General features: G+C 57.3%; 19 protein-coding genes and 4 tRNA genes. 17 read left to right on the top strand and 6 right to left on the bottom strand.

Going from position 1 to position 20,368, the window contains the following annotated elements; genetic code table 11:
• Positions 1-197: 197 nt before the first annotated feature.
• The 4 genes from ABNT42_RS11155 (at position 198) to ABNT42_RS11140 (ending at position 2,982) form a co-directional block, all read left to right on the top strand.
• Positions 198-722 carry an FxDxF family PEP-CTERM protein gene (locus ABNT42_RS11155; RefSeq protein WP_348696947.1) on the top strand — a complete coding sequence of 175 codons (525 nt, stop codon included), beginning with the start codon at positions 198-200 and terminating at the stop codon, positions 720-722.
• Between the two features lie 73 nt (positions 723-795).
• Positions 796-1,344: an FxDxF family PEP-CTERM protein gene (locus ABNT42_RS11150; RefSeq protein ID WP_348696945.1), complete on the top strand. Its 549-nt coding sequence runs from the start codon at positions 796-798 to the stop codon at positions 1,342-1,344.
• 67 nt (positions 1,345-1,411) lie between these two features.
• Positions 1,412-2,008 carry a MarC family protein gene (locus ABNT42_RS11145; protein WP_348696943.1) on the top strand — a complete coding sequence of 199 codons (597 nt, stop codon included), beginning with the start codon at positions 1,412-1,414 and terminating at the stop codon, positions 2,006-2,008.
• Between the two features lie 23 nt (positions 2,009-2,031).
• The gene (locus ABNT42_RS11140) at positions 2,032-2,982 is read left to right on the top strand and encodes an alpha/beta fold hydrolase (protein WP_348696942.1); all 951 of its coding nucleotides are present in this window, start codon (positions 2,032-2,034) and stop codon (positions 2,980-2,982) included.
• Here ABNT42_RS11140 and uvrB read toward each other — a convergent pair.
• A complete protein-coding gene (gene uvrB / locus ABNT42_RS11135; protein ID WP_348696941.1) occupies positions 2,979-5,063 on the bottom strand; it encodes an excinuclease ABC subunit UvrB in 2,085 nt (694 codons plus the stop codon). The genes ABNT42_RS11140 and uvrB overlap by 4 nt on opposite strands.
• Before the next feature lie 113 nt (positions 5,064-5,176).
• On the opposite strand from uvrB, the gene ABNT42_RS11130 reads away from it, so the two are divergent.
• The 7 genes from ABNT42_RS11130 (at position 5,177) to ABNT42_RS11100 (ending at position 9,915) form a co-directional block, all read left to right on the top strand.
• Entirely contained in the window at positions 5,177-6,379 is a 1,203-nt protein-coding gene (locus ABNT42_RS11130) for an amino acid aminotransferase (RefSeq protein WP_348696940.1), read from the top strand.
• A 121-nt stretch (positions 6,380-6,500) separates the two neighbouring features.
• Positions 6,501-6,576 (top strand) — tRNA-Asn (locus tag ABNT42_RS11125).
• A gap of 169 nt (positions 6,577-6,745) precedes the next feature.
• Positions 6,746-7,369 (top strand): choice-of-anchor C family protein, encoded by a 624-nt coding sequence (locus tag ABNT42_RS11120; RefSeq protein WP_348696938.1) that lies wholly within the window; start codon positions 6,746-6,748, stop codon positions 7,367-7,369.
• A gap of 129 nt (positions 7,370-7,498) precedes the next feature.
• Positions 7,499-7,574: transfer RNA gene (locus ABNT42_RS11115), tRNA-Asn, on the top strand.
• Positions 7,575-7,867: 293 nt separating this feature from the next.
• Positions 7,868-8,458 (top strand): PEP-CTERM sorting domain-containing protein, encoded by a 591-nt coding sequence (locus tag ABNT42_RS11110; RefSeq protein WP_348696936.1) that lies wholly within the window; start codon positions 7,868-7,870, stop codon positions 8,456-8,458.
• Between the two features lie 137 nt (positions 8,459-8,595).
• Positions 8,596-8,671, top strand: a tRNA-Asn gene (locus ABNT42_RS11105).
• 101 nt (positions 8,672-8,772) lie between these two features.
• Entirely contained in the window at positions 8,773-9,915 is a 1,143-nt protein-coding gene (locus ABNT42_RS11100; RefSeq protein ID WP_348696934.1) for a hypothetical protein, read from the top strand.
• On the opposite strand, the gene ABNT42_RS11095 is transcribed toward ABNT42_RS11100, so the two are convergent.
• Positions 9,898-10,611 (bottom strand): transporter substrate-binding domain-containing protein, encoded by a 714-nt coding sequence (locus ABNT42_RS11095; protein WP_348696933.1) that lies wholly within the window; start codon positions 10,609-10,611, stop codon positions 9,898-9,900. The genes ABNT42_RS11100 and ABNT42_RS11095 overlap by 18 nt on opposite strands.
• 216 nt (positions 10,612-10,827) lie before the next feature.
• Positions 10,828-11,700 (bottom strand): TIGR02285 family protein, encoded by an 873-nt coding sequence (locus tag ABNT42_RS11090; RefSeq protein ID WP_348696931.1) that lies wholly within the window; start codon positions 11,698-11,700, stop codon positions 10,828-10,830.
• 249 nt (positions 11,701-11,949) lie between these two features.
• Here ABNT42_RS11090 and ABNT42_RS11085 point away from each other — a divergent pair, with 249 nt between their 5' ends.
• From ABNT42_RS11085 to ABNT42_RS11075, 3 genes are all read left to right on the top strand, one after another.
• Complete coding sequence (locus ABNT42_RS11085) at positions 11,950-12,642, top strand: DUF3334 family protein (RefSeq protein WP_348696929.1); 693 nt, start codon at positions 11,950-11,952, stop codon at positions 12,640-12,642.
• 371 nt (positions 12,643-13,013) lie between these two features.
• A complete protein-coding gene (locus ABNT42_RS11080) occupies positions 13,014-15,194 on the top strand; it encodes a TonB-dependent receptor (protein ID WP_348696927.1) in 2,181 nt (726 codons plus the stop codon).
• 65 nt (positions 15,195-15,259) lie between these two features.
• Positions 15,260-15,335: transfer RNA gene (locus ABNT42_RS11075), tRNA-Asn, on the top strand.
• Positions 15,336-15,379: 44 nt separating this feature from the next.
• Here the strand turns inward: ABNT42_RS11075 and ABNT42_RS11070 are convergent.
• From ABNT42_RS11070 to ABNT42_RS11060, 3 genes are all read right to left on the bottom strand, one after another.
• On the bottom strand, positions 15,380-15,853 hold the full coding sequence (locus tag ABNT42_RS11070) for a hypothetical protein (RefSeq protein ID WP_348696925.1): 474 nt from the start codon (positions 15,851-15,853) through the stop codon (positions 15,380-15,382).
• 130 nt (positions 15,854-15,983) lie between these two features.
• Entirely contained in the window at positions 15,984-16,805 is an 822-nt protein-coding gene (locus ABNT42_RS11065; RefSeq protein ID WP_348696924.1) for a transporter substrate-binding domain-containing protein, read from the bottom strand.
• A gap of 87 nt (positions 16,806-16,892) precedes the next feature.
• The gene (locus ABNT42_RS11060; protein WP_348696922.1) at positions 16,893-17,717 is read right to left on the bottom strand and encodes a delta-class carbonic anhydrase; all 825 of its coding nucleotides are present in this window, start codon (positions 17,715-17,717) and stop codon (positions 16,893-16,895) included.
• 238 nt (positions 17,718-17,955) lie between these two features.
• On the opposite strand from ABNT42_RS11060, the gene yiaA reads away from it, so the two are divergent.
• The 3 genes from yiaA to ABNT42_RS11045 all read left to right on the top strand — a co-directional run bounded on the left by yiaA (position 17,956) and on the right by ABNT42_RS11045 (position 20,365).
• The gene (gene yiaA, locus ABNT42_RS11055) at positions 17,956-18,357 is read left to right on the top strand and encodes an inner membrane protein YiaA (RefSeq protein ID WP_348696920.1); all 402 of its coding nucleotides are present in this window, start codon (positions 17,956-17,958) and stop codon (positions 18,355-18,357) included.
• A 130-nt stretch (positions 18,358-18,487) separates the two neighbouring features.
• Entirely contained in the window at positions 18,488-19,558 is a 1,071-nt protein-coding gene (locus ABNT42_RS11050; RefSeq protein ID WP_348696918.1) for a sensor histidine kinase, read from the top strand.
• A 3-nt stretch (positions 19,559-19,561) separates the two neighbouring features.
• Positions 19,562-20,365 (top strand): LytTR family DNA-binding domain-containing protein, encoded by an 804-nt coding sequence (locus ABNT42_RS11045; protein WP_348696916.1) that lies wholly within the window; start codon positions 19,562-19,564, stop codon positions 20,363-20,365.
• Positions 20,366-20,368 lie beyond the last annotated feature (3 nt).

Genomic DNA, 20,368 nt, shown 5'->3' with positions numbered 1-20,368 from the left:
CCAGGCCTTAGGCTGGCAGTGAAAAAAAATTACTCAAAAGAAATATCAATGTAATTGAGACATTTTACATTTCTTATTGATAATAGTTGGTAGTTTTGTGATATGATTCTTCCACTGACTTGAAATAGCCCCTTTTAGTTCTTTGCATCAAGGCTGGGCCTGTATCGGTTGTCATACAAACATTTATTGGAGTTTATATGCTGAAGAAAATTGCTGCTGCAACCATGTTGGCCCTGTCTGCGAGTGCTGCTTTTGCAGCGACGCCTGTTTTCGTCGACACGATCAGCTTTGATAGCGATACCCACACCGCAAGCTTTGCCAGCGCACCTGGTACGGGCGATTTCCACGAATACTGGAGTCTGGATGTTCTGCCGTATGCGCTGAATCTGGTATCCGGTAGTGTTGGTAGCGCGGCAGGCCTGAACATGAAAATCAGTTTCAGCAATGGCGGTAGCGCACCGGTGTACATCGATGATGGTGTTAATCACTTTGATTTTGTGCAATCGTCGAGCGACGCACAGACCTATGCTCTGAGTGGCTTCACGCTGCAAGCAGGCAAGCAGTACACGCTGCACCTGGTTGGTCATTCTGACAATGACTCCCTGCTGTATTCGGGTGAATTGTCGCTGGCAGCGCCAGTGCCGGAACCTGAGACCTATGCAATGCTGTTTGCTGGTCTGGGCCTGATTGGTTTTGCGGCACGTCGTCGCAAGGCTCACTAAGCGGATTTGCCAAGTGTGCTCACGGCGTCGCTGTGATGCGCAGGAAATTGATATTTATAAGAAGGGAATTCAGATGAGTGCGAAATTGATCGTCGCAGCAACCTTAATGGCTGCGACCGCAGGCTCCGCCATGGCAGCCAAAGTTCAGGTTCAAAAGCCAGGCACCGTGACTATTGCCAACCACGTCGCAGCAATAGGTAACACCCCGCTCAAGACTGGCGCCGTGCAAGTGATTAATAACCTTAGTTACACGGCATTTACCGATGTGTATTCCTTCAGTGTGCCGGACGCGAATGATGCACTGGTGGCTACTTTTACGCAGACTGCGAACGCTGGTAAGAACATCGATTTCACCAGTATCTCGCTGACGGGTGGTGGTAACACCTATAACTTCGTGATGACCAGCCCAGACAAGAACGCTGAGGCATGGGCGTTGCCATCGTCCGTCACGCTGCACAATGGCGTGGCATACACGCTCAGCGTTTCGGGTATTACGACCGGTTCCGCAACCTATGCCGGTAACCTGAATGTAACGGCAGTTCCTGAGCCGGAAACCTACGCCATGCTGCTGGCCGGCCTAGGTCTGGTTGGTGCCATCGCGCGCCGCCGCAAGTCGGCATAAGCTGAATCTGGTGGTACACTAGAAACGGGAGCTGCGGCTCCCGTTTTTTGTTTATGCGAGCGCACCCATGACCCAGAATTTCTTCCAGACTTTTATCCTGCTGCTGCTGGTCACAGATCCCTTTGGCAACGTGCCGCTGTTTGCCAGCGTGCTCAATCCCGTACCGGCGGCGCGCCGTCCCCGCATCGTCATGCGTGAATGTGCGATTGCCTTTGTGCTGCTGCTGATCTTCATGTTTTTCGGGCGCCATTTCCTCACGGCGCTGCAGCTGTCCGAAGTGTCGCTGCGCATAGGCGGCAGCGTGATTCTGCTGCTGATCTCGATCCGCATGATCTTCCCCCATCCTGACGGGGTGCTGGGCCGCACCGAAGGGGGCGAGCCTTTCATCGTTCCGCTGGCGATTCCTGCGCTGGCAGGGCCTTCGGCGCTGGCCACGGTGTTGCTGTTTTCGCGCGAAAGCACGGGCGAAGTGCTGGTGCACGTGGCGGCGCTGGCCGCGGTAGGCGTGGTCTGGCTGGCGGTGTTCCTCAGTGCCGAGCGTCTGCAGAAAGTGCTGGGCCCGCAAGTAATGACCGCCTTCGAACGCCTGATGGGGCTGATTCTGACTGCCATGTCGATCGAGATGCTGCTGGGCGGCATACGTGAATTCGTCAAAACGCTGTAAGCGATCAAGGCCGGAGCAGTGCGATGAAACGAATGCTGTCATGGTTGTCTTTGTTGTGCTTGTCCTGTTCCGCGCTGGCCGCTTCAGTGCCGGTATCGCTGGCGGTGGGTGGGGCGGCCGTGTATGGCACTGAACTGACGCCGGATGGTGTGCAGGGCAGGGTGCCGGTGGTGCTCTTGCATGCGGGCTCGGGGCCGACTGACCGCGATGGCAATAGCCATTTGTTGCCGGGACCGAATGATGCGCTGAAGATGCTGGCCGAAGGGCTGGCACTGCATGGTATCGCTTCGGTGCGCTATGACAAGCGCGGCATCGGTGCCAGTGCGTTTCCGGGCTGGCGCGAGCAGGACTTGCGCTTCGATGACTATATTGCCGATGCTGCCGCGTGGGCGGCCCGCTTGCGTGCCGATCCCCGTTTCTCGCATGTGATACTGATAGGGCATAGCGAAGGAGCGCAGATCGTGGCGGAAGCTTGCGCCATCGCCCAAGCCGATGGATGCGTGCTGCTGGCTGGTGCCGGACATACTGCCGACGAGCTGCTGCGTGCCCAGCTGGCGCAGCAGTTACCACCGCCTCTACTGGTCGAAAATGAGCGCATCCTGACGGCGCTTAAGCAGGGCCAGCCCGTGCCGGATGTGCCGGCACCGCTGCAGGCGCTGTACCATGCATCGGTGCAGCCCTATCTGATTTCATGGCTGCAGCACGATCCACGCAAGGCGGTGGCTGGTTTGAACATGCCGCTGCTGATCGTGCAGGGCACGGCCGATCTGCAAGTGCCCGTCAGCGAAGCGCAGACGCTGGCCGCCGCAGCACCACGGGCACGCCTGCAGGTGATCGAAGGCATGAACCATCTGTTGAAAATGGTCGGCACGGATGCCGAGTTGCAGCGCCAATCCTATGGCAGCCCGGCATTTCCCGTGGCGCCGCAACTGCTCGAAAGTGTGCGCAGTTTTATCGACCAGCTAGCGCACTAGCCCAGCGTATCGGCACCCGGTGCGCCGAACAGTTGCTGCTTGAGGACATGTAACTGATCGCGTACCTGTGCCGCTTTTTCGAACTCCAGATTCTTGGCGTGATCGAGCATGGCTTTTTCCAGGCGCTTGATTTCCTTGCTGATCTGCTTCTCGCTCATGGCCTCGTACTTGGCGGTCTGCTGGGCCACCTGCAATTCTTCCGTGGCCTGCTCCGGACTGTAGACGCCATCGATCATGTCCTTGATGACCTTGTGCACGCCGCGCGGGACGATGCCGTTGGCTTCGTTGAAGGCGATCTGCTTGGCGCGCCGGCGCTCCGTTTCGCCGATCGCGCGCTCCATCGAATCGGTCATGCGGTCGGCATACAGCAGCGCCACGCCATTCAGGTTACGCGCGGCACGGCCTATGGTCTGTATCAGCGAGCGCTCGGAGCGCAGGAAGCCTTCCTTGTCGGCGTCGAGAATGGCCACCAGCGACACTTCGGGCAAATCCAGCCCTTCGCGCAGCAGGTTAATCCCCACCAGCACATCGAAAGTGCCGATGCGCAGGTCACGCAGCAGTTCTACCCGTTCCACCGTTTCGATATCGCTGTGCAGATAGCGTACCTTGATGCCATGGTCGCCCAGATATTCGGTTAGCTGCTCCGACATGCGTTTGGTCAGCGTGGTGACGAGCACGCGTTCGTTGCGCTGTACGCGCAGGGTGATCTCCGACATCAGATCGTCCACCTGCGACAGGGCCGGGCGCACGATCACCTGCGGATCGACCAGACCGGTAGGCCGCACGACCTGTTCCACTACCTGATCGGCATGGGTTTTTTCGTAGTCGGCCGGCGTGGCGGAAACGAAGATGGTCTGGCGCATTTTCTGTTCGAATTCCTCGAACTTGAGCGGACGGTTATCCAGCGCCGAGGGCAGACGGAAACCGTAGTCCACCAGATTGGTCTTGCGCGAACGGTCGCCGTTATACATCGCGCTGAGCTGGCCCACCAGCACGTGCGATTCGTCGAGGAACATCAGCGCATCTTTGGGCAGATAGTCCACCAGCGTCGGTGGCGGTTCGCCCGGCAGTGCGCCACTCAGGTGGCGCGAGTAGTTTTCGATGCCCTTGGTGAAGCCGATCTCCGCCATCATTTCCAGATCGAAGCGGGTGCGCTGTTCCAGCCGCTGTTCTTCGATCAGCTTGTTTTCGCGGCGGAAGAAGTCCAGCCGTTCGCGCAGTTCGTCCTTGATGGTTTCGATCGCGCGCAGCACGGTAGAGCGGGGCGTGACATAGTGCGAGCCGGGATACACGGTAAAGCGGGGAATCTTCTGCTTGACGCGCCCTGTCAGCGGGTCGAATAGCTGGATCGATTCCAGTTCGTCGTCGAACAGGTCGAGCCGCACGGCCAGTTCCGCATTCTCGGCAGGGAAGATATCCAGCGTATCGCCCCGTACGCGGAAAGTGCCGCGGCCGAAATCGACTTCGTTGCGGGTGTACTGCATCTGGATCAGACGGGCTATGATGTCCCGCTGCGAGACGCGGTCTTTGGCGCGCAGCGTCAAAATCATCTGGTGGTATTCGGTGGGGTTACCGATACCGTAGATGGCCGACACGGTGGCCACAATCACCACATCGCGCCGTTCCATCAGCGATTTGGTGCAGGACAGCCGCATCTGCTCGATGTGTTCATTGATCGAGGAATCTTTCTCGATGAACAGGTCACGCTGCGGCACATAGGCTTCCGGCTGATAGTAGTCGTAGTAGGAGACGAAATACTCGACCGCATTTTCGGGGAAGAATTCGCGGAACTCCGAATACAGCTGGGCTGCAAGGGTCTTATTGGGGGCAAACACGATGGCGGGGCGGCCCATACGGGCGATCACATTGGCCATGGTGTAGGTCTTGCCGGAGCCTGTTACCCCCAGCAGGGTCTGATAGAACAGGCCGTCGTTGATGCCTTCGCACAGCTGGTTGATGGCCGTGGGCTGGTCGCCGGCAGGCGGAAAAGGTTGATGCAGACGGAACGGTGAGTCCGGAAAGGTGACAACCGTTGCCTTTGTGGAGTTATCTGTCGCGTTTTCTGCGGGTAAATCAGCCATCGTGTACCGACCTTTGTTAAAATAATGGCCTGCCAGCGGCCTGAAGCAAATTTTGGGGCGCGCTGTCTACCTTCAACCGCAGTGAACCGCTTCCAATCGAATCGAATCTTATCATGACGAATCCTAGCTTGTTCAGCGCCATCGACATGGCCCCACGCGACCCAATTCTGGGTATCACCGAAGCATTTAACGCCGACCAAAATCCAGCCAAAATCAATCTGGGTGTGGGTGTCTATTATGACGATAACGGCAAAGTACCGCTGCTGTCGTGCGTGCAGAAAGCCGAGGAAATCCTGATCGCTGCACCAGCGCCGCGTACCTACCTGCCGATCGAAGGTCTGGCAGCTTACGACAAGGCCGTGCAGGAGCTGGTATTCGGTGCGGACAGCGCTGTGGTGCTGGAAAAACGCGCTGTCACCGTGCAGGCGATCGGTGGTACCGGTGCCCTGAAAATCGGCGCCGACTTCCTCAAGCGCTTCGCTCCCGATGCGCAGGTCTACATCAGCGACCCAAGCTGGGAAAACCACCGCGCTCTGTTCGAGAGCGCCGGTTTCACCGTGAATAACTACGCTTACTACGATGCAGCTACCCACGGCGTGAACTTCGCCGGCATGCTGGCTGCGCTGAAAGCCATGCCACGCGGCTCCATCGTGCTGCTGCACGCCTGCTGCCACAACCCGACCGGTGCCGATCTGAGCTCGGCTCAGTGGGATGAGGTAATCGCCGCTGTTACCGCGGGCGGTCTGGTACCGTTCCTCGACATGGCCTATCAGGGCTTTGGCGCCGGCATCGCCGAAGACGGCGCCGTGGTGCGCCGCTTTGCTGCCGCTGGCGGCCCGCTGCTGGTATCGAATTCGTTCTCCAAATCGTTCTCGCTGTACGGCGAGCGCGTGGGTGCTCTGAGCGTGGTAGCGGCCAGCAGCGAAGAGGCGGCCCGTCTGATGTCGCAGCTGAAGCGCGTCGTGCGTACCAATTACTCCAACCCGCCAGTACACGGCGGTAAAGTCGTGGCCACTGTACTGACCACGCCGGAACTGCGCCAGATGTGGGAAGACGAACTGGCTGGCATGCGCGTACGTATCAAGGAAATGCGCGAAGCCTTCGTGGCCAAGCTGAAAGCCAAAGCACCGGCACACGATTTCGCCTTCGTGCGTGATCAGGTGGGCATGTTCTCGTACTCGGGCCTGAGCAAGGCACAAGTCGAGCAACTGCGCGCTTCCTCGATCTACGCCGTGGACACGGGCCGTATCTGCGTGGCAGCGCTGAATTCGCGCAATATCGATGTGGTGATTGACGCCATCGCAAAAGTGCTTTAAGATCTTGCTTCTTCGGTTGCATCGCACGGTGCAGCCGATAGGCAGCAGAGTGTAGTGTTGAGTTTGATTCGATAACAATCTTGTCGAAATGATCTAAACAGTATAAAATGTTGCTATCAATTCCCTGATAGCTCAGTCGGTAGAGCGACGGACTGTTAATCCGCAGGTCCCTGGTTCGAGTCCAGGTCGGGGAGCCAGAATTCGAAAGCCCATGTGTGCAGCAATGCCACATGGGCTTTTTGCATGGTGCCTGCCATGCTGATGCGATGTTTTCTTATTGGAAACTTAAATAATTATTTGACATTGTCTGATTTTAATTTGATAATGGCTTCACGTTAATTAATCCTCTGCCCTCGGGAGTTACACATGCTAAAACTGAAAGCTGGTATTGCCATCGCCGCTCTGGCCCTGTTGACCCCGATGGCACAAGCTGCCGGCATCAGCAACGGCGGTTTCGAATCGAGCAACTACAGCGGCCAGTTCGACACGGTGAGCGCCGGTGGTTCGCTGGGTGCCTGGAATGTGGTGTCGGGCAGCGTAGACCTGATCAACACCTACTGGACCAACTCGGAAGGCCATTACAGCCTGGATCTGAATGGCACTCAGGCTGGTAGCATTCAGCAAGCGTTCGCGACGGTGGTAGGCCAGACCTATACTGTGTCGTTCGACGTTGCTGGCAATGCCAACGGCGGCGGCAACACCAAGATCCTGTCGATGGGTGCTGGTAGCTATGTGGGCGCATTGTTCATCGATACCACCGGCAAATCGAACACCAATATGGGCTGGACCACCAAGAGCTTTGACTTCGTGGCTAACAGCAGCACCTCGATCCTGTCGTTCTCCGGCTTTGCTGGCAATGGCGCTTACGGCGTCGCGCTGGACAACGTTAAAGTAACGGCCGCCGTACCTGAGCCAGAAACCTATGGCATGCTGCTGGCAGGTCTGGGCCTGGTAGGTCTGGTTGCTCGCCGCAAAAAACAGGCTAAGTAATACCGGCCTTTTAGGTCAGCCTGAGGACCCGCCAATGCGCGGGTCTTTTTTTTTGCTTTTAGAACTGGCAATAACGCGAAAAAAAAATTTGGAAGAATTGGATTTGGCGGCTATAATTCTGGCCTCAATTCCCTGATAGCTCAGTCGGTAGAGCGACGGACTGTTAATCCGCAGGTCCCTGGTTCGAGTCCAGGTCGGGGAGCCAGAATTGTGAATAAAGGGGTTACATGCTGATGCGTGTAACCCCTTTTTCGTTTTAAGGCGATAGCGAGCGCGGGCGGCGCTACTCCGCTGCGGGAGCTGGTCTCGAAACTGCTGTCGATGGGCGGCAGTCGCTCTCTAAGCGATCGAAGGGACTGGTTGCCTCCCACTGTTGCGGTTTAGTGCGTTATTTGAATGCTATATTGATAATTTGTTTGCATTCTTGTAAAGCCGGAATTAAAATAAATTGTTGTTTTGAAAATAAATTTCAATAATATTTTTCCGGAGAGATATTTCATGTCCAAGAAATTTGTAATGTTCCTGAGCACCACCTGCGCGCTGCTGCTGGCCCAGGTTGCCAACGCTGCTACTTACACGTTCGACTACACCTATAATGGTAATAGCGTGACAGTCAACCAGTCGGCCGCTGGTAGCGCGATTGTGGCAGGCGATATTGTCACGGCCACTTTCCATGCGGCTAGTGGCGGCTACTGGCATGTTGATGCTGGCATGCAAATCTGGACTCCGCAGGGCATGAATGAAACCGGTGACCGTATAGGTGATCTGAGCTGGACTTTCCTGCGTCAGGGGACCACTGTTGATAGTGGCGCCTCGTTTGGCAAGAGTTCGCAATATGTTCACATTCCTCAGGAAGTGATCGCTTCGAAAACGATTAATTTCGATACGCTGACCTGGACCTATACACTGACGTCTTCCACCGCTGCAGGTAATACCCTGAACGGTGGTGACTTCGGTTCGAGCAACCTGACCATGTTAGGCGCGACTTACGTGGTTGGCGCCGTACCTGAACCGGAAACCTATGGCATGCTGCTGGCAGGTCTGGGTCTGGTAGGTCTGGCCGCACGCCGTAAGAAGCAGGCCAAATAATTCTGGCGCTAGCTGGGAAAAGGGGAGGCCCGCATTAATGCGGGCCTTTTTTTTTGAGTGCCAGATCGAGTGTGCGTATGTCAGACGATGAAAAATTTGGTTAAATTTTAGTTTGCAGCTATAGTTGCGGCCGTAATTCCCTGATAGCTCAGTCGGTAGAGCGACGGACTGTTAATCCGCAGGTCCCTGGTTCGAGTCCAGGTCGGGGAGCCAGAATACAGAAACCTCCAGACGGGCTGATAGCGTAAGCTTGCGCAATCAGTAAACGGAGGTTTTTTTCTGCCCGCTCAGTTTTTCGCGGTAATACTGCCTACATGTATAAGCATTCCATAGCACGGAAAGTGCGCCATGCCGTGTTGCCGAATGAGCCGCGGATTATCGATGCGCAGCGACAGGCTGCGCTGACGGCAAGCTATCTGCAGCCGTGGCTTACAGAGCTGGAAATTTTTTTCCTGACAGTACGGGCACGGATAGACGAGAAGCTGTTGCCGCTCTGTCCCTATAAACTGGGCAAGCCCTACCCGCTGGGGCAGTGTCTGGAAATCAGCCTGGAAGCTCAGCAGATGCTCAAGGCGATCGACCCTGCCATGCTAGATTCCCCCGCTGCACAGGCGGGCCATCGGGCTTTTCTGGCGTTCCGGCGCGCAGGTGGGACGCTACGCCAGGTCTGGGGAGATTTGCGCGGCGAATTTTTTCAGAACGCCTTCCAGCTGGGGAGCCTGTACGTCGATGTGTCGAATGATACGGTTACCCCCACCAAACCGAAGGTGGAGATTCTGCCGTTTGTCGATGCCCGCTTTATTCCTATCCGCGACTTCCAGCATTTTAGTCGCATCGCCCAGCGCTACTGGAAAGTGGAGGTCTATCCCAATCATGTGTTGCCGGAAATCGCGCCATATTGCCCACTGATATACCGTCGGAATGATGGTGCCCTGATGCTGGCCGAGGCCAGTTCGTATATGCTGGCGCTAACCTGGGCTGGTGGCTTCCGTCCCAGCGAAGAGGTGCTGGCGCAAGGTGAATTGCCGCTGGCCTTGTTCCAGCAAGTGAGCGCTGCGCTGGCAGGACATGGCGAGCTGGCAGCCGATCCGGCCAGTGGCCGTATGCGCGCGCTGGCGGCATGTCGGACCCTGCGTCGCAGCGTGCACGAGAACTCGATGCATAGGCTGAATCACATGCTGCAAAAGGTGGGACGCCTCAACCAGTTGCTCTTCACTGCAACCCAGGCCACCCCTATCTGTATTCTTGACGAGAAAGTTATGGACCAATCAGAAAATCTGACTATCGATGGCAAACAATATCCGCTGGCTGCATTGTCGGAGGCAGCGCGTCAGCAATTACAGATGTTGCGCATGAGCGAGCAACGGGCGCAGGAACTGCAGCGCGATCTGGCCATTACCCAGACGGCACGCTACGCCTATCTGCAAGCGCTCAAAAACCTATTGCCGCAAACCTGAGGCGGTGGGCAGACTGCCGTCCACTTTGGGCGGAAACAGGAAGTACTCGGGGTGACGTCGTATCATCTCGGCAGTTTCGGTCGATAGCAGGGGATTGGATAGCTGGAAAATCAGGCGATTCTTCATGTTTTTGGAGAGCAGAGTTTTACTCCAGCGCTTGTCAAACATGGCGTCGAAGCTGCCGTCTGCCAGCATGCGGTTTAGTCCGTTTTCGATACGGGCAGCCAGCGCTGCCTTCTGTGGCGCCACAAAGAAAAACACGGGGGCGGGATATACCAGTGCCAGATTCTTTTCCACCATCAGATTCATATCGCTGTGTTTGCGTATTTCGTCGTCGATTTCATTGATGCCGAGTGGAATAGCATCGAAGCGTCTGGCTGCCAGCATCTGGTACAGCGTATCGTACGAGGAGGAGGTGACGGTGTTCAGGCCTGCCGCCTTTTGGATGGCGGTGTCCGGCCAGTCGTGGCCCTGGCCTAGTATGAAATCGCGGCGCAGATCATCGAGCGTGCGCACCTGCCCGTAACGGCTGGCCGATTCGGCGCGGATGGCCAGCAGGCGCTGCCCCAGCAAGCCTTTGAGCAGGGGAATGCGGATTACGATGACGCCCTGTTCGCGTGCCTGCGAAGTCATACTCCAGTAAACATCGAGCTTCTGGTTGGTGCGCAACTGGGTAAACGCCCGGTCCTGCGTCATATGGGTTTCCTGCCAATGCAGCCGGTCCGGTGTGGCGGCGGGCGATCTGGCCAGCGCTGCCTGCAAGAGTTGCACTATATAGGGTGCCCAAGGCTCACGGTCGTTTGAGCGCGGCAGATAGATATCCTCTGCCCGGGCCGATGTGCTCAGGCCCAGCACAGCAGCGCATAGGACGATACAGAGTCGTTTCAACAGGTCGTCGGGCATGGTGATGGGTCAGGGCGGTGTCAGCCCCAGTGCCGGGTTTTCACGGGCATGGTAGAAGTCTTCCAGCATGGCATTGTAACGCTGCCGGCTTTCCGTACTGAGCCAGCGTTCGGTGCTCTGGCGTAGCATCTGCACGCCTTCGCGCGTGGCCAGTATGCTACCGATCTTGAGCGCTGTGGCTTTACCCCATGCTGTTCTGGGGCAGGCAAAGCCGACCCGGATGGGGGCGGTATTGCCGGCAATGGGCAGGGTCTGCAATTCGCGCAGCATGGGGTCGCGCTTCAGGTAATAGGCATACACAAATTCATAGTCGATGGTGTAGTCCGAGCGGTTGACCAGCAGGCGGGCAAAAATGTTTTCGCCAAAGCTGCCTACCGGTGTGACCTCCAGCAGGGCACCCGCGGGGCGTTGCTGTAAAGCATGGTCAATGGTCAGGCCAAAGCTGCGCTTTTCGCTCAGCAAGCCGCGCAACTGTCGCTGCGCCAGCAGCCGGTCCAGTTCGACTTCGCGCTGGGCATTCAGGGGCAGGGTAGCGAGGGCGTCGCGGCGAAAGATCAGCTGCGGCGGCGGGAGCAGGCTGGTGGGGACGATATGGGCCCGTTCCAGCCGCTGCGGCGTGATTAGGGTAAAGCTGTAGCAGGCTTGCTGGCCTGCATCGAGCAAGGCCCAGCTGCGTTTCAGATTGGCGTACACCACGCGATGCTCGACTTCCGGCCAGTGTGCGCGGATGAAGGCGATCTGCTGGTCCGTTATGCCGTCACTGGGCAGCCCGTTGCGCCGGATCGATGCCGGTGGCAGGTCGGTCATCAGCCAGGTCATGACGTTCTGCGCCAGCGCCGTGACGGGCAGCAAAATAAGCGGAACGAAGCAAAGCAGTCGCATGGTGTCGCGGGATTGCTAAGGAGAGTTTTGATTGTCCTGCCGGAAATCACAATGGTGCAATGAAAATTTTTTAAAATCGCTGGTAGGCGTTGCCTTCGTGCCCCTGTTAGCGCAGATTCGCACCATAAACGCACGGTTTTGCGCGATTCCGGTAGACGGAAATCTTGCGCGTGGGTATTCTGAAACCTATTTCTGACCAGCAGAGCCTGCTGTCAGCGAGATTTTGTAGAAAATAAATAGAGGTAGAACATGAGTGGGGAAAACAAGGATGTAGTGTACGGCACTGAAGACTTGCTGATGAGTCTGTGTAATTCAGTGATCCGTGTCTTGAATGTCGCTACCCAGAGCAAAGTGAATTACTCGGGCATGGTGCAACGGATTACCAAGATCGGCCTGAAACCCGATATCGGTTGCTTCGTGCTGTTCGATGGTGGATTTACCGGACTGGTGGTACTGAATTTTGCTGCCGATACGGCGATGGAAATCTATGAGCGCTATATGCTCCACATGGGTATGCCTAAATCGGAGCTGGCCGGTTCGCATACGTCGGACGAAGTTTCCAACATCATGGGCGAACTGATGAACCAGATCGTCGGTGATTTTACCGGCAAAGTGCGGCGCGAACTGCAGACCAATATCACCCAGAACCAGCCGAAAATGCTGGTGCTGAACAAGCAGGTCATGCTGAGTGTGGATACGCCGCTGGACCGTCCGGAAATGCGCCGTGTGACGTTCTACACGGAGAAGAGCAATATCTTCTATCTGGAGCTGGCAATTGATCGCACCGAATTCATCCGTCTGCATGATTTCGACTCCAGCGAAGTGGCTGATCCGGACGCACTGATGGACCAGGAGCGCGATAACCATGCTGCAACCAGCGCACCTAGCCAGTCCGACGAAGAGGCTGCCAACGAGGAGCTGCTACGCTCTTTAGGTATGTAACTGCACGCTATTACGCGAATCATGCAAGCATCTGTGGCATAAATGTCACAGATGCTTTTTTTATACCAATCTCCTCAGCGCTATTTCTGCGCTAGCCGAAGCGGACTGGCCTGCGAATATTCAGCGCCGGTACTGGGCTCACCAAATTTCTAACAGTAAATGGCATTCTGGTTATATTGCGCTTGCAATACATGGTATCAATGAAAGAAAATACTGCCCTTTCGCAAGCCGGTGCATTCTAGCCAACGTTGTACGGTTCAGCCTCCGCTTGTGCTGCCACGGTCACGTCAGATGACTGGACAGATTCAAATAAAGAGAGAACAGGAGACACTGTTTTTAACTCTTTGCATTACCACTCATCGGGAAATTGAATGATCAAACTGTCGAAGATGCATAAGCGCCTGCTGGCGCTGAGCGCCGTTATGCCTATCGGTTCCGCGCTGGCCCAGAGCGAACCACAACTGGAAACCGTGACCGTGACGGCGCAGCGCCGTGCCGAGAACATCAAGGATGTGCCGGTCTCCGTTACCCTGCTGAAAGATGAAAAACTCGACGTGCTGGTTTCCGGCGGTCAGGATATCCGTCTGCTGGCCGGTAAAGTGCCGTCGCTGAACGTGGAATCCTCCAACGGCCGTACCTTCCCCCGTTTCTACATCCGCGGCTATGGCAATACCGACTTCTCTACCTTCGCATCGCAGCCGGTTTCGCTGGTGTATGACGACGTGGTGCAGGAAAACGCCATTCTGAAAGGCTTCCCTATCTTTGACGTGGCTGGCGTGGAAGTGCTGCGCGGCCCGCAAGGCACCCTGTTCGGCCGTAACACCCCGGCTGGCGTGGTCAAGTTTGAATCGGAAAAACCGAACACCAAGAAAGTTGAAGGCTATTACAACGTATCGTGGGCTACCCACAATACCGTGAATCTGGAAGGTGCTGCCAACGTGCCGCTGTCGAACGAGTGGGCAATGCGCGTTTCGACCCTGCGCCAGCACCGCGACAACTTCGTCGACAACACCTTTACCAAGCAGAACGATGTGCTGGAAGGTTACAACGAACACGCCGAGCGCGTACAGTTCCTGTACACCCCTAGCACCACCTTCAACGCACTGTTCAACGTGCATGCCCGTAGCACCACCGGTTCGGCCCGTCTGTTCCGCGCTAACATCATCAAGAAGGGCACTAACGACTTCGCTGATGGCTACGACTTCACCAAGCTCAACACCAATGGCCTGAACGGCCAGAACCTGCGCACCAATGGCGCCAATGCCCGCCTGACCTGGGATCTGGGTGCGGTCAAGCTGTTCTCCATCACCGGCTACGAAGGTGTGGACGAGTACTACAGCCGCGGCGACATCGACGGCGGTACGCCAACCGGTCCGGGCTTCATTCCGTTCCAGGTACAGACCGGTGGAGGCTTGAGCTGGCTGCACCAGTACAGCCAGGAATTCCGCGTCGAATCGAAGAACGCTGGTCCGCTGAACTGGCAGAGCGGCGTGTACTTCTTCAAGGAAAGCGGCGAAGGCTATAGCAACAACTACGACAGCACCACTCAGGCGCAGACTTCGCACCTGCAGAGCCATCAGAACAACACCGCTTCGGCGCTGTTCGGTTCGGTAACCTACGATCTGTCGGACAGCGTGGTACTGCGCGGCGGTCTGCGTTACACCCAGGACAAGAAGGATTTCCGCACGGTGGAAGCCATCAACGTCACCCAGATCGGTCCTAAGTCGGTCGACGAAAGCAGGCACAAGACTAACTGGGATCTGAGCGCCACCTACAAAGTGAGCAAGGATATCAGCACCTACGCCCGCGTAGCGACCGGCTTCCGTGCCCCAAGTATCGCGGCTGCCAGCGCTTCCGTGCCGATCACCGTGGCCGATGCGGAAACCATCACTTCCTACGAAGCGGGTGTGAAGGCTGACCTGTTCAACCGCCGTGCCCGTGCATCGCTGAGCGTGTACAACTACGACGTCAAGAACCAGCAGCTGACCGTGGTGGGTGGTAACTCCAACGTCACCAAGCTGATCAATGCTGCCAAGACCACCGGTCGCGGTCTGGAAGCGGACTTCGAAGCCTTCGTCACGCCGGACTTCAAAGTAACGGCTGGCGGTTCGTACAACTTCACCGAAATCAAGGATGCATCGCTGTCCGTGGCCAAGTGCGGTTCCTGCACCATCACCGATCCGCTGAATGCGGCTGGTCGCGTGGTGATCGACGGCAACCCGCTGCCACAGGCACCGAAATACATTTTGAACGCCACCGCACGCTACAACTGGGCGCTGGAAAACGGCAACCTGTTCGTGCTGACCGACTGGTCGTATCGCAGCAAGATCAACTTCTTCCTGTACGAAGCCAAAGAGTTCACCGGCAAGCCTATGGTGGAAGGTGGTCTGCGCGTGGGTTACAACTGGGCCGGCGGCAAGTATGAAGTGGCTGGCTATGCCCGTAACATCACCAACACCGAGCGCATCATCGGCGCGATCGACTTCAACAACCTGACCGGCTTCGTCAACGAGCCACGTCAGTTCGGTGTGCAGTTCAAGGGTAGCTTCTGATTTTTCAGAAAATTTCCCGCTAGCCTAGACAGCTAGAAATTGGCCGTATATAATGCGGCCTCTTTTCCCTGATAGCTCAGTCGGTAGAGCGACGGACTGTTAATCCGCAGGTCCCTGGTTCGAGTCCAGGTCGGGGAGCCAGAACACTGAAAAACCCAGCCCTTAGCGGCTGGGTTTTTTGCTTTTCAGCGCAGGAAGAGCTGGGCGGCGATGCCGACGATGAGCGCTAGCGTGGTTAGCTGTGTGGCGATCATCCATTTGGCTAGCTGGTCGATTTTGGCATCGAGTTGGTCCATTCTTGCCTCCATGCGATCCAGCCGGGTATCTTGTCGGTCTAGCCGAGCATCCTGATGATCCAGTCTGGCGGTCAAATTCTGCACTTCGCTGACGATCCGGCTTTCTAGGCGTTGGGCCTGCGCTTCGATCTTGGCACTGAGCTCTTGCTCCAGATGGTGCAGTCCCTGCTGGAATTCCCGCCGAAGTTTTTCTTCCGTAAGCGCAAGTTGTGCCTGAGCAGCCTCAAAGCCGCTGTTCATTCTGTGCACGAGTAAGGCATGGTCGCATTGCAAAGTCGTCACCACTTCCTCCAATCTGGTCAGACGAGGCTCCGGATTATCATACGCCGGTTTGACCGGCGATTCGTTTGCGCTGGGTTCCATGTGCTCGCTCCTGAGGATGAGCCATTGATTTTTCCGTGGCTAGCGCTTGCCGTCTTGCGTAAGCACAAAGCCCATGCGCGATCAGCAGCGGGCTAGGGCGGGAACTTCCTCATTCGTTCGAGGGTCTGGTCTACTCTTTGATTTTCTTGCATTTCTGTGGCGTCTGCTCGGGCCGGAACTGGCAGTCGAGTGCGACGAAGAAGTCCCGCGTCAGGCCGTAGTCGCGTGCATAGCGCTGCTGAATGCGGTCGATTTCACCGGAGGCATACAGTTGCGCGATACCGCGCTCGAACGCATCGCGCTGCGCCTCGGTGCGGAAGCGCATCCAGTAGAAGCGTCCCGGCCCTAGCACGTCGTGATAGGCCAGCACATCTTCGCCGGCCCGCTGGCGCGGCAATTGCTGGCGCAGGTAGTACTGAAAAATGTCAGGCTGGGAAATGATGATGTCGGTGCGCCCCAGTAGCAGGGTGCCGGAAGGCATGGTGACCACTTCGCGATAATCGGGATTGGCACTGACAACCGCGGCGTAGGCCGGTCCCAGTACGGTGCTGGCGCCGCGAAAGGCGGTAACACGGTACTTTTTCAGGTCTTCCAGGCGGGACAGCGTAGGGATCTTGCTGCGCAGCGTAATGGCCACGTTGTGAAAATGCGTCACGGGCCAGCGGCTCAGGTAGCCAACTTGGGAGGCCTCGGTTCCGGTCGTGGGTGTGATATCGAGTAGACCCTGACGCATCTGGTCGTCGAAGCGGGCATTCGGCAGGTAGCGGAATTCGACAGGCACCTGCTGTGTGGCATAGGCAGCGCGTACTACATCGACGAGCAGACCAGAGGTATTATCGGGCAGTACAAACGGCGCGACCACGCTTTGCAGACCCATCTTGACGGGCGTGGCAGCCTGCGCGGCCGGTGCCGCCATGGCCAGCGTTGCAAGCGTAACGGTGGCAAACCACATAGTCTCCCCCCTGATTCATCGGTCATATTGCTTATATTATAACCAGATAAATCAGGCGGGGAGGGGGGCTCAGCGCCTACTGCACCTTTAGTTCATCGGTGCCAGCAGCTTGGCATCGATCACCAGGTTGCGTACACCGTGGCCGTGGTCTTCCTTGAACACGTTGGCCTTGCACCACGCACCGACGGATTCGGCATTTACTTTCAGCACTTTGGGTCGCACGCTCCACGAAACTTGCAGGGGCGAGCCTTTCTCGTTGTAGCTGGGGCCGGTGGTGGAGCCGGCATACTGGATAGGTTTGCCCATGTGTTTAGGGATGTGCAGCGCCTGCTGGTACCCACCCACTTCACCGAGCTTGGTCAGTTGGGCAAAATCGGCTGCCTTGGCATCGTTGACCAGTACCATGACTTGTGCTTCCACCCGCAATTGCGGATTGCTATCCGCTTCGCTCAGGCAGGAATTCAGGGTGGGGCCGGGCGTTACCTGCGCCGTGCTGTGGACATAATGCAGTTCGATAGTGTCGCCAGCCTGCAGGCCGCCGTGTTCGCTAGGGCACACCTCGGCGCTGAGCGGTGCCGCTTCGGCGGGCGTCAGCTTGCCGGCATATTTGAAGCCGCTATCGGCTGGCACGGTGAATTCTCCCCCTTTGTGCTCGGCGTTCTTGTGGAAGTGGATGTTGCAAAGATTCATTTTCGATGCAGGCGGTGCCGCAGTGAACACACGCAGATTGCTGCCGCCTTTGGCGTTCAGGTCGCGTGGTGCTTGCGGGCCATAACCTTTACCCTCCGTGTTACGGGAAAGCGCCGCGTTCTGGGCGGCTACCGTGTCGCTGCCGCCGTGCTGGGCGTCGCTCGCAAAGGCTGGCACGCTCAGTGCAAGAGCGAGCATGGTCAGGGCATAAGGCGTTTTCATCGCATAGTCTCCGTAGCGAAATTGGGGGAGTCGAATTCTATGCTGTCTGGACGGCCGCGTCGATCTGCCTTTTGAGGTGGTGCTGCTGAAACACGGATGCAGCGCTCGGCGTCGAAATGGGCATAGTTTGAGTGGCGCCAATATGACGCTTGCGCGCATTACCGACAATCACAGTGGCCCTGCGGCTTGATGCGGCGCGGGCATGGTCATGCATCCACCTGTTCGCCTTGGAGAAAATATGAATCCGAAAAGTGGTCCGTCGTCTGCGTTTATAGGCGCCTCGTGGGCAGCCTTGTTTGCCGGTATGCTGACTTACCTGATAGGGCTGTGGAACGCCACCATGGCTCTTAACGAAAAAGGCTATTACTTTACTTTGCTGATGTATGGCCTGTTCGCCGCCGTTTCGCTGCAGAAAACCGTACGCGACCGGATCGAGGGCACTGCTGTCACAGGCATCTATTTTGGTCTGTGCTGGCTATCGCTCGCTTCGGCCATTCTGCTGCTGACCATAGGTCTCTGGCATGCCACGCTGGCACCCAGTGAAAAAGGCTTTTATGCCATGTCGTTTGTGCTGAGCCTGTTCGCCGCGGTCGCCGTGCAGAAAAATGTGCGTGACACACTGGCCCAGAGTTCCGCCTGAAGCGCTGTGGCCCAGTCTGGCGCCACAGCATGGGCGTTTCGCGCCGCGCTGCTGTGGTTTGATCGCATAGCGGTTGCCAGCAAGGGCGTGACTCGGTGACAATATGGCAAGCCCAACTGGAAAGTTTTGCATGCCATCCGAGAAACGCCCGCCGTTCCCGTGGCGCCGCCTAGGCGCCGATACCCTGTATATGCTGGGATTTAATTTGCTGCTCGCCATTGTGCTGACCTATTTCTTCAGCCATGGCCGGCATTTCTGGCTGACGCTGGTTGCCACCAACTGCATCGGCCTGTGCTCGTTTTTCTATATCGATGGCTTGCGCTTGCTGTTTTGCCGTCAGCAGTCGCAGCGCATCAACTGGCTATTGCTGTTCCCCGTGATACTTACCGGCGTACCTTTCGGTACGCTGGCCGGCTCGCAAATTTCCAACTGGCTGGTGGGCACCGATGCCGTGTCGCTGGAAGCTTTCGGCAGCGGCAGACTAAACAGCATGCTGCTGATTACGCTGGTGGCCACCGTCATTGCCAGTACTCTGTTCAACAACCGTGACCGCGCTCGTCGTGCCGAAATGGCCGCCGCGCTGGAAAAGGCCAGAGCCGAATCGATCCAGCGCCAGGCACTGCAGGCCGAGTTGCAATTGCTGCGCGCGCAGATCGAACCGCATATGCTGTTCAACACGCTGGCCAACCTGCAGGGGCTGATCGCCATCGATCCAGCACGGGCGCAGCAGATGCTGGATCAACTGATCCAGTTTCTGCGCGCCACCCTCAGTTCTTCGCGCACCGAAAGCACCACGCTGGCCGAGGAATTCGCCTTGCTGCAAGCGTATCTGGGTCTGATGGCGGTGCGTATGGGCGAACGCCTGCGCTATCGCTTCGAACTGCCTGCCGACTTGCGCAGCGTGCGTGTGCCGCCCATGCTGCTCCAGCCACTGGTGGAGAACGCCATTGCCCACGGCATCGAGCCGAATATCGATGGCGGCAGCATTACCATCAGCGCAGCACGGCAGGATGGCATGCTGGTGCTGACCGTTAGCGACACGGGTCGTGGCCCACATGCCGGTGCAGGCAAACCGGGCACCGGATTGGGACTGCACAACACGCGCGAACGCATCAAGGCCTTATACGGGGCAGCTGCCAGCGTTACGCTGGACGCTGCCAGCGAGGGCGGTGCCATCGCCCGACTCACACTACCACTTTGACCTATGACCACTGCACTGATCGCCGAAGACGAACCGATACTGGCCGCCACGCTAGCCCACACGCTACAAGCGCTGTGGCCGGAACTACAGATAGTCGCCACTTGCCCCAACGGCGTGAGCGCGCTGGAGCAAAGTCTGGCGCTGCGCCCGCAGGTGCTGTTCCTCGATATTAAGATGCCCGGCAAGACCGGGCTGGAAGCGGCGGAAGAACTGGCCGAACAGTGGAGCGGGCCGCAGCCGTTCCCGCAGATCGTGTTCGTCACCGCGTATGACGAATATGCGGTGCAGGCGTTTGACCGATCGGCGGCGGACTATGTACTGAAGCCAGTCAGCGCCGAGCGTCTAGCACGCACCGTGCAGCGTCTCAAGGACAGGCTGCAACAGCAAGCGGCGCAAGGCGGGGCGGGGGGCATGGAGGCGCTGATCGCCCAGTTGCGTGCACTGGCACCGGCCGCACCGCTCGCTGCCGTGGAGCAGGTCGAGCGCTTGAGCATCATCCGCGCCGCAGTCGGCAATACCGTACGCATGATACCGGTGGCCGATGTGGTGTATCTGGAAGCGATGGATAAGTACGTCAATGTGGTGACGGCCGATAGCGAAGCGCTGATCCGTACCAGCTTGCGCGAACTGCTGCCGCAACTGGACGATAAAGTGTTCTGGCAAGTCCATCGCGGCACCATCGTCAACGCGTCCTGCGTGCTCAGTGCCGTGCGCGATGAAGCGGGCAAGATCTCGCTCAACCTCAAGCACCGCAATGAGAAAGTGCGCGTCAGTCCCTTGTACGCGCACCTGTTCCGGCAGATGTAGCGC

Source organism: Duganella fentianensis, from assembly GCF_964031615.1.
GTDB lineage: Bacteria > Pseudomonadota > Gammaproteobacteria > Burkholderiales > Burkholderiaceae_D > Rugamonas > Rugamonas fentianensis_A.
The sequence above is the reverse complement of the archived record's forward strand: the minus strand, read 5'-3'. Positions and strand labels throughout refer to the sequence as shown.

Coding starts and splice junctions, on each gene's coding strand:
- ABNT42_RS11155 (WP_348696947.1), top strand. CDS start 198: ATGCTGAAGAAAATTGCTGCTGCAACCATGTTGGCCCTGTCTGCGAGT.
- ABNT42_RS11150 (WP_348696945.1), top strand. CDS start 796: ATGAGTGCGAAATTGATCGTCGCAGCAACCTTAATGGCTGCGACCGCA.
- ABNT42_RS11145 (WP_348696943.1), top strand. CDS start 1,412: ATGACCCAGAATTTCTTCCAGACTTTTATCCTGCTGCTGCTGGTCACA.
- ABNT42_RS11140 (WP_348696942.1), top strand. CDS start 2,032: ATGAAACGAATGCTGTCATGGTTGTCTTTGTTGTGCTTGTCCTGTTCC.
- uvrB (WP_348696941.1), bottom strand. CDS start 5,063: ATGGCTGATTTACCCGCAGAAAACGCGACAGATAACTCCACAAAGGCA.
- ABNT42_RS11130 (WP_348696940.1), top strand. CDS start 5,177: ATGACGAATCCTAGCTTGTTCAGCGCCATCGACATGGCCCCACGCGAC.
- ABNT42_RS11120 (WP_348696938.1), top strand. CDS start 6,746: ATGCTAAAACTGAAAGCTGGTATTGCCATCGCCGCTCTGGCCCTGTTG.
- ABNT42_RS11110 (WP_348696936.1), top strand. CDS start 7,868: ATGTCCAAGAAATTTGTAATGTTCCTGAGCACCACCTGCGCGCTGCTG.
- ABNT42_RS11100 (WP_348696934.1), top strand. CDS start 8,773: ATGTATAAGCATTCCATAGCACGGAAAGTGCGCCATGCCGTGTTGCCG.
- ABNT42_RS11095 (WP_348696933.1), bottom strand. CDS start 10,611: ATGACGCAGGACCGGGCGTTTACCCAGTTGCGCACCAACCAGAAGCTC.
- ABNT42_RS11090 (WP_348696931.1), bottom strand. CDS start 11,700: ATGCGACTGCTTTGCTTCGTTCCGCTTATTTTGCTGCCCGTCACGGCG.
- ABNT42_RS11085 (WP_348696929.1), top strand. CDS start 11,950: ATGAGTGGGGAAAACAAGGATGTAGTGTACGGCACTGAAGACTTGCTG.
- ABNT42_RS11080 (WP_348696927.1), top strand. CDS start 13,014: ATGATCAAACTGTCGAAGATGCATAAGCGCCTGCTGGCGCTGAGCGCC.
- ABNT42_RS11070 (WP_348696925.1), bottom strand. CDS start 15,853: ATGGAACCCAGCGCAAACGAATCGCCGGTCAAACCGGCGTATGATAAT.
- ABNT42_RS11065 (WP_348696924.1), bottom strand. CDS start 16,805: ATGTGGTTTGCCACCGTTACGCTTGCAACGCTGGCCATGGCGGCACCG.
- ABNT42_RS11060 (WP_348696922.1), bottom strand. CDS start 17,717: ATGAAAACGCCTTATGCCCTGACCATGCTCGCTCTTGCACTGAGCGTG.
- yiaA (WP_348696920.1), top strand. CDS start 17,956: ATGAATCCGAAAAGTGGTCCGTCGTCTGCGTTTATAGGCGCCTCGTGG.
- ABNT42_RS11050 (WP_348696918.1), top strand. CDS start 18,488: ATGCCATCCGAGAAACGCCCGCCGTTCCCGTGGCGCCGCCTAGGCGCC.
- ABNT42_RS11045 (WP_348696916.1), top strand. CDS start 19,562: ATGACCACTGCACTGATCGCCGAAGACGAACCGATACTGGCCGCCACG.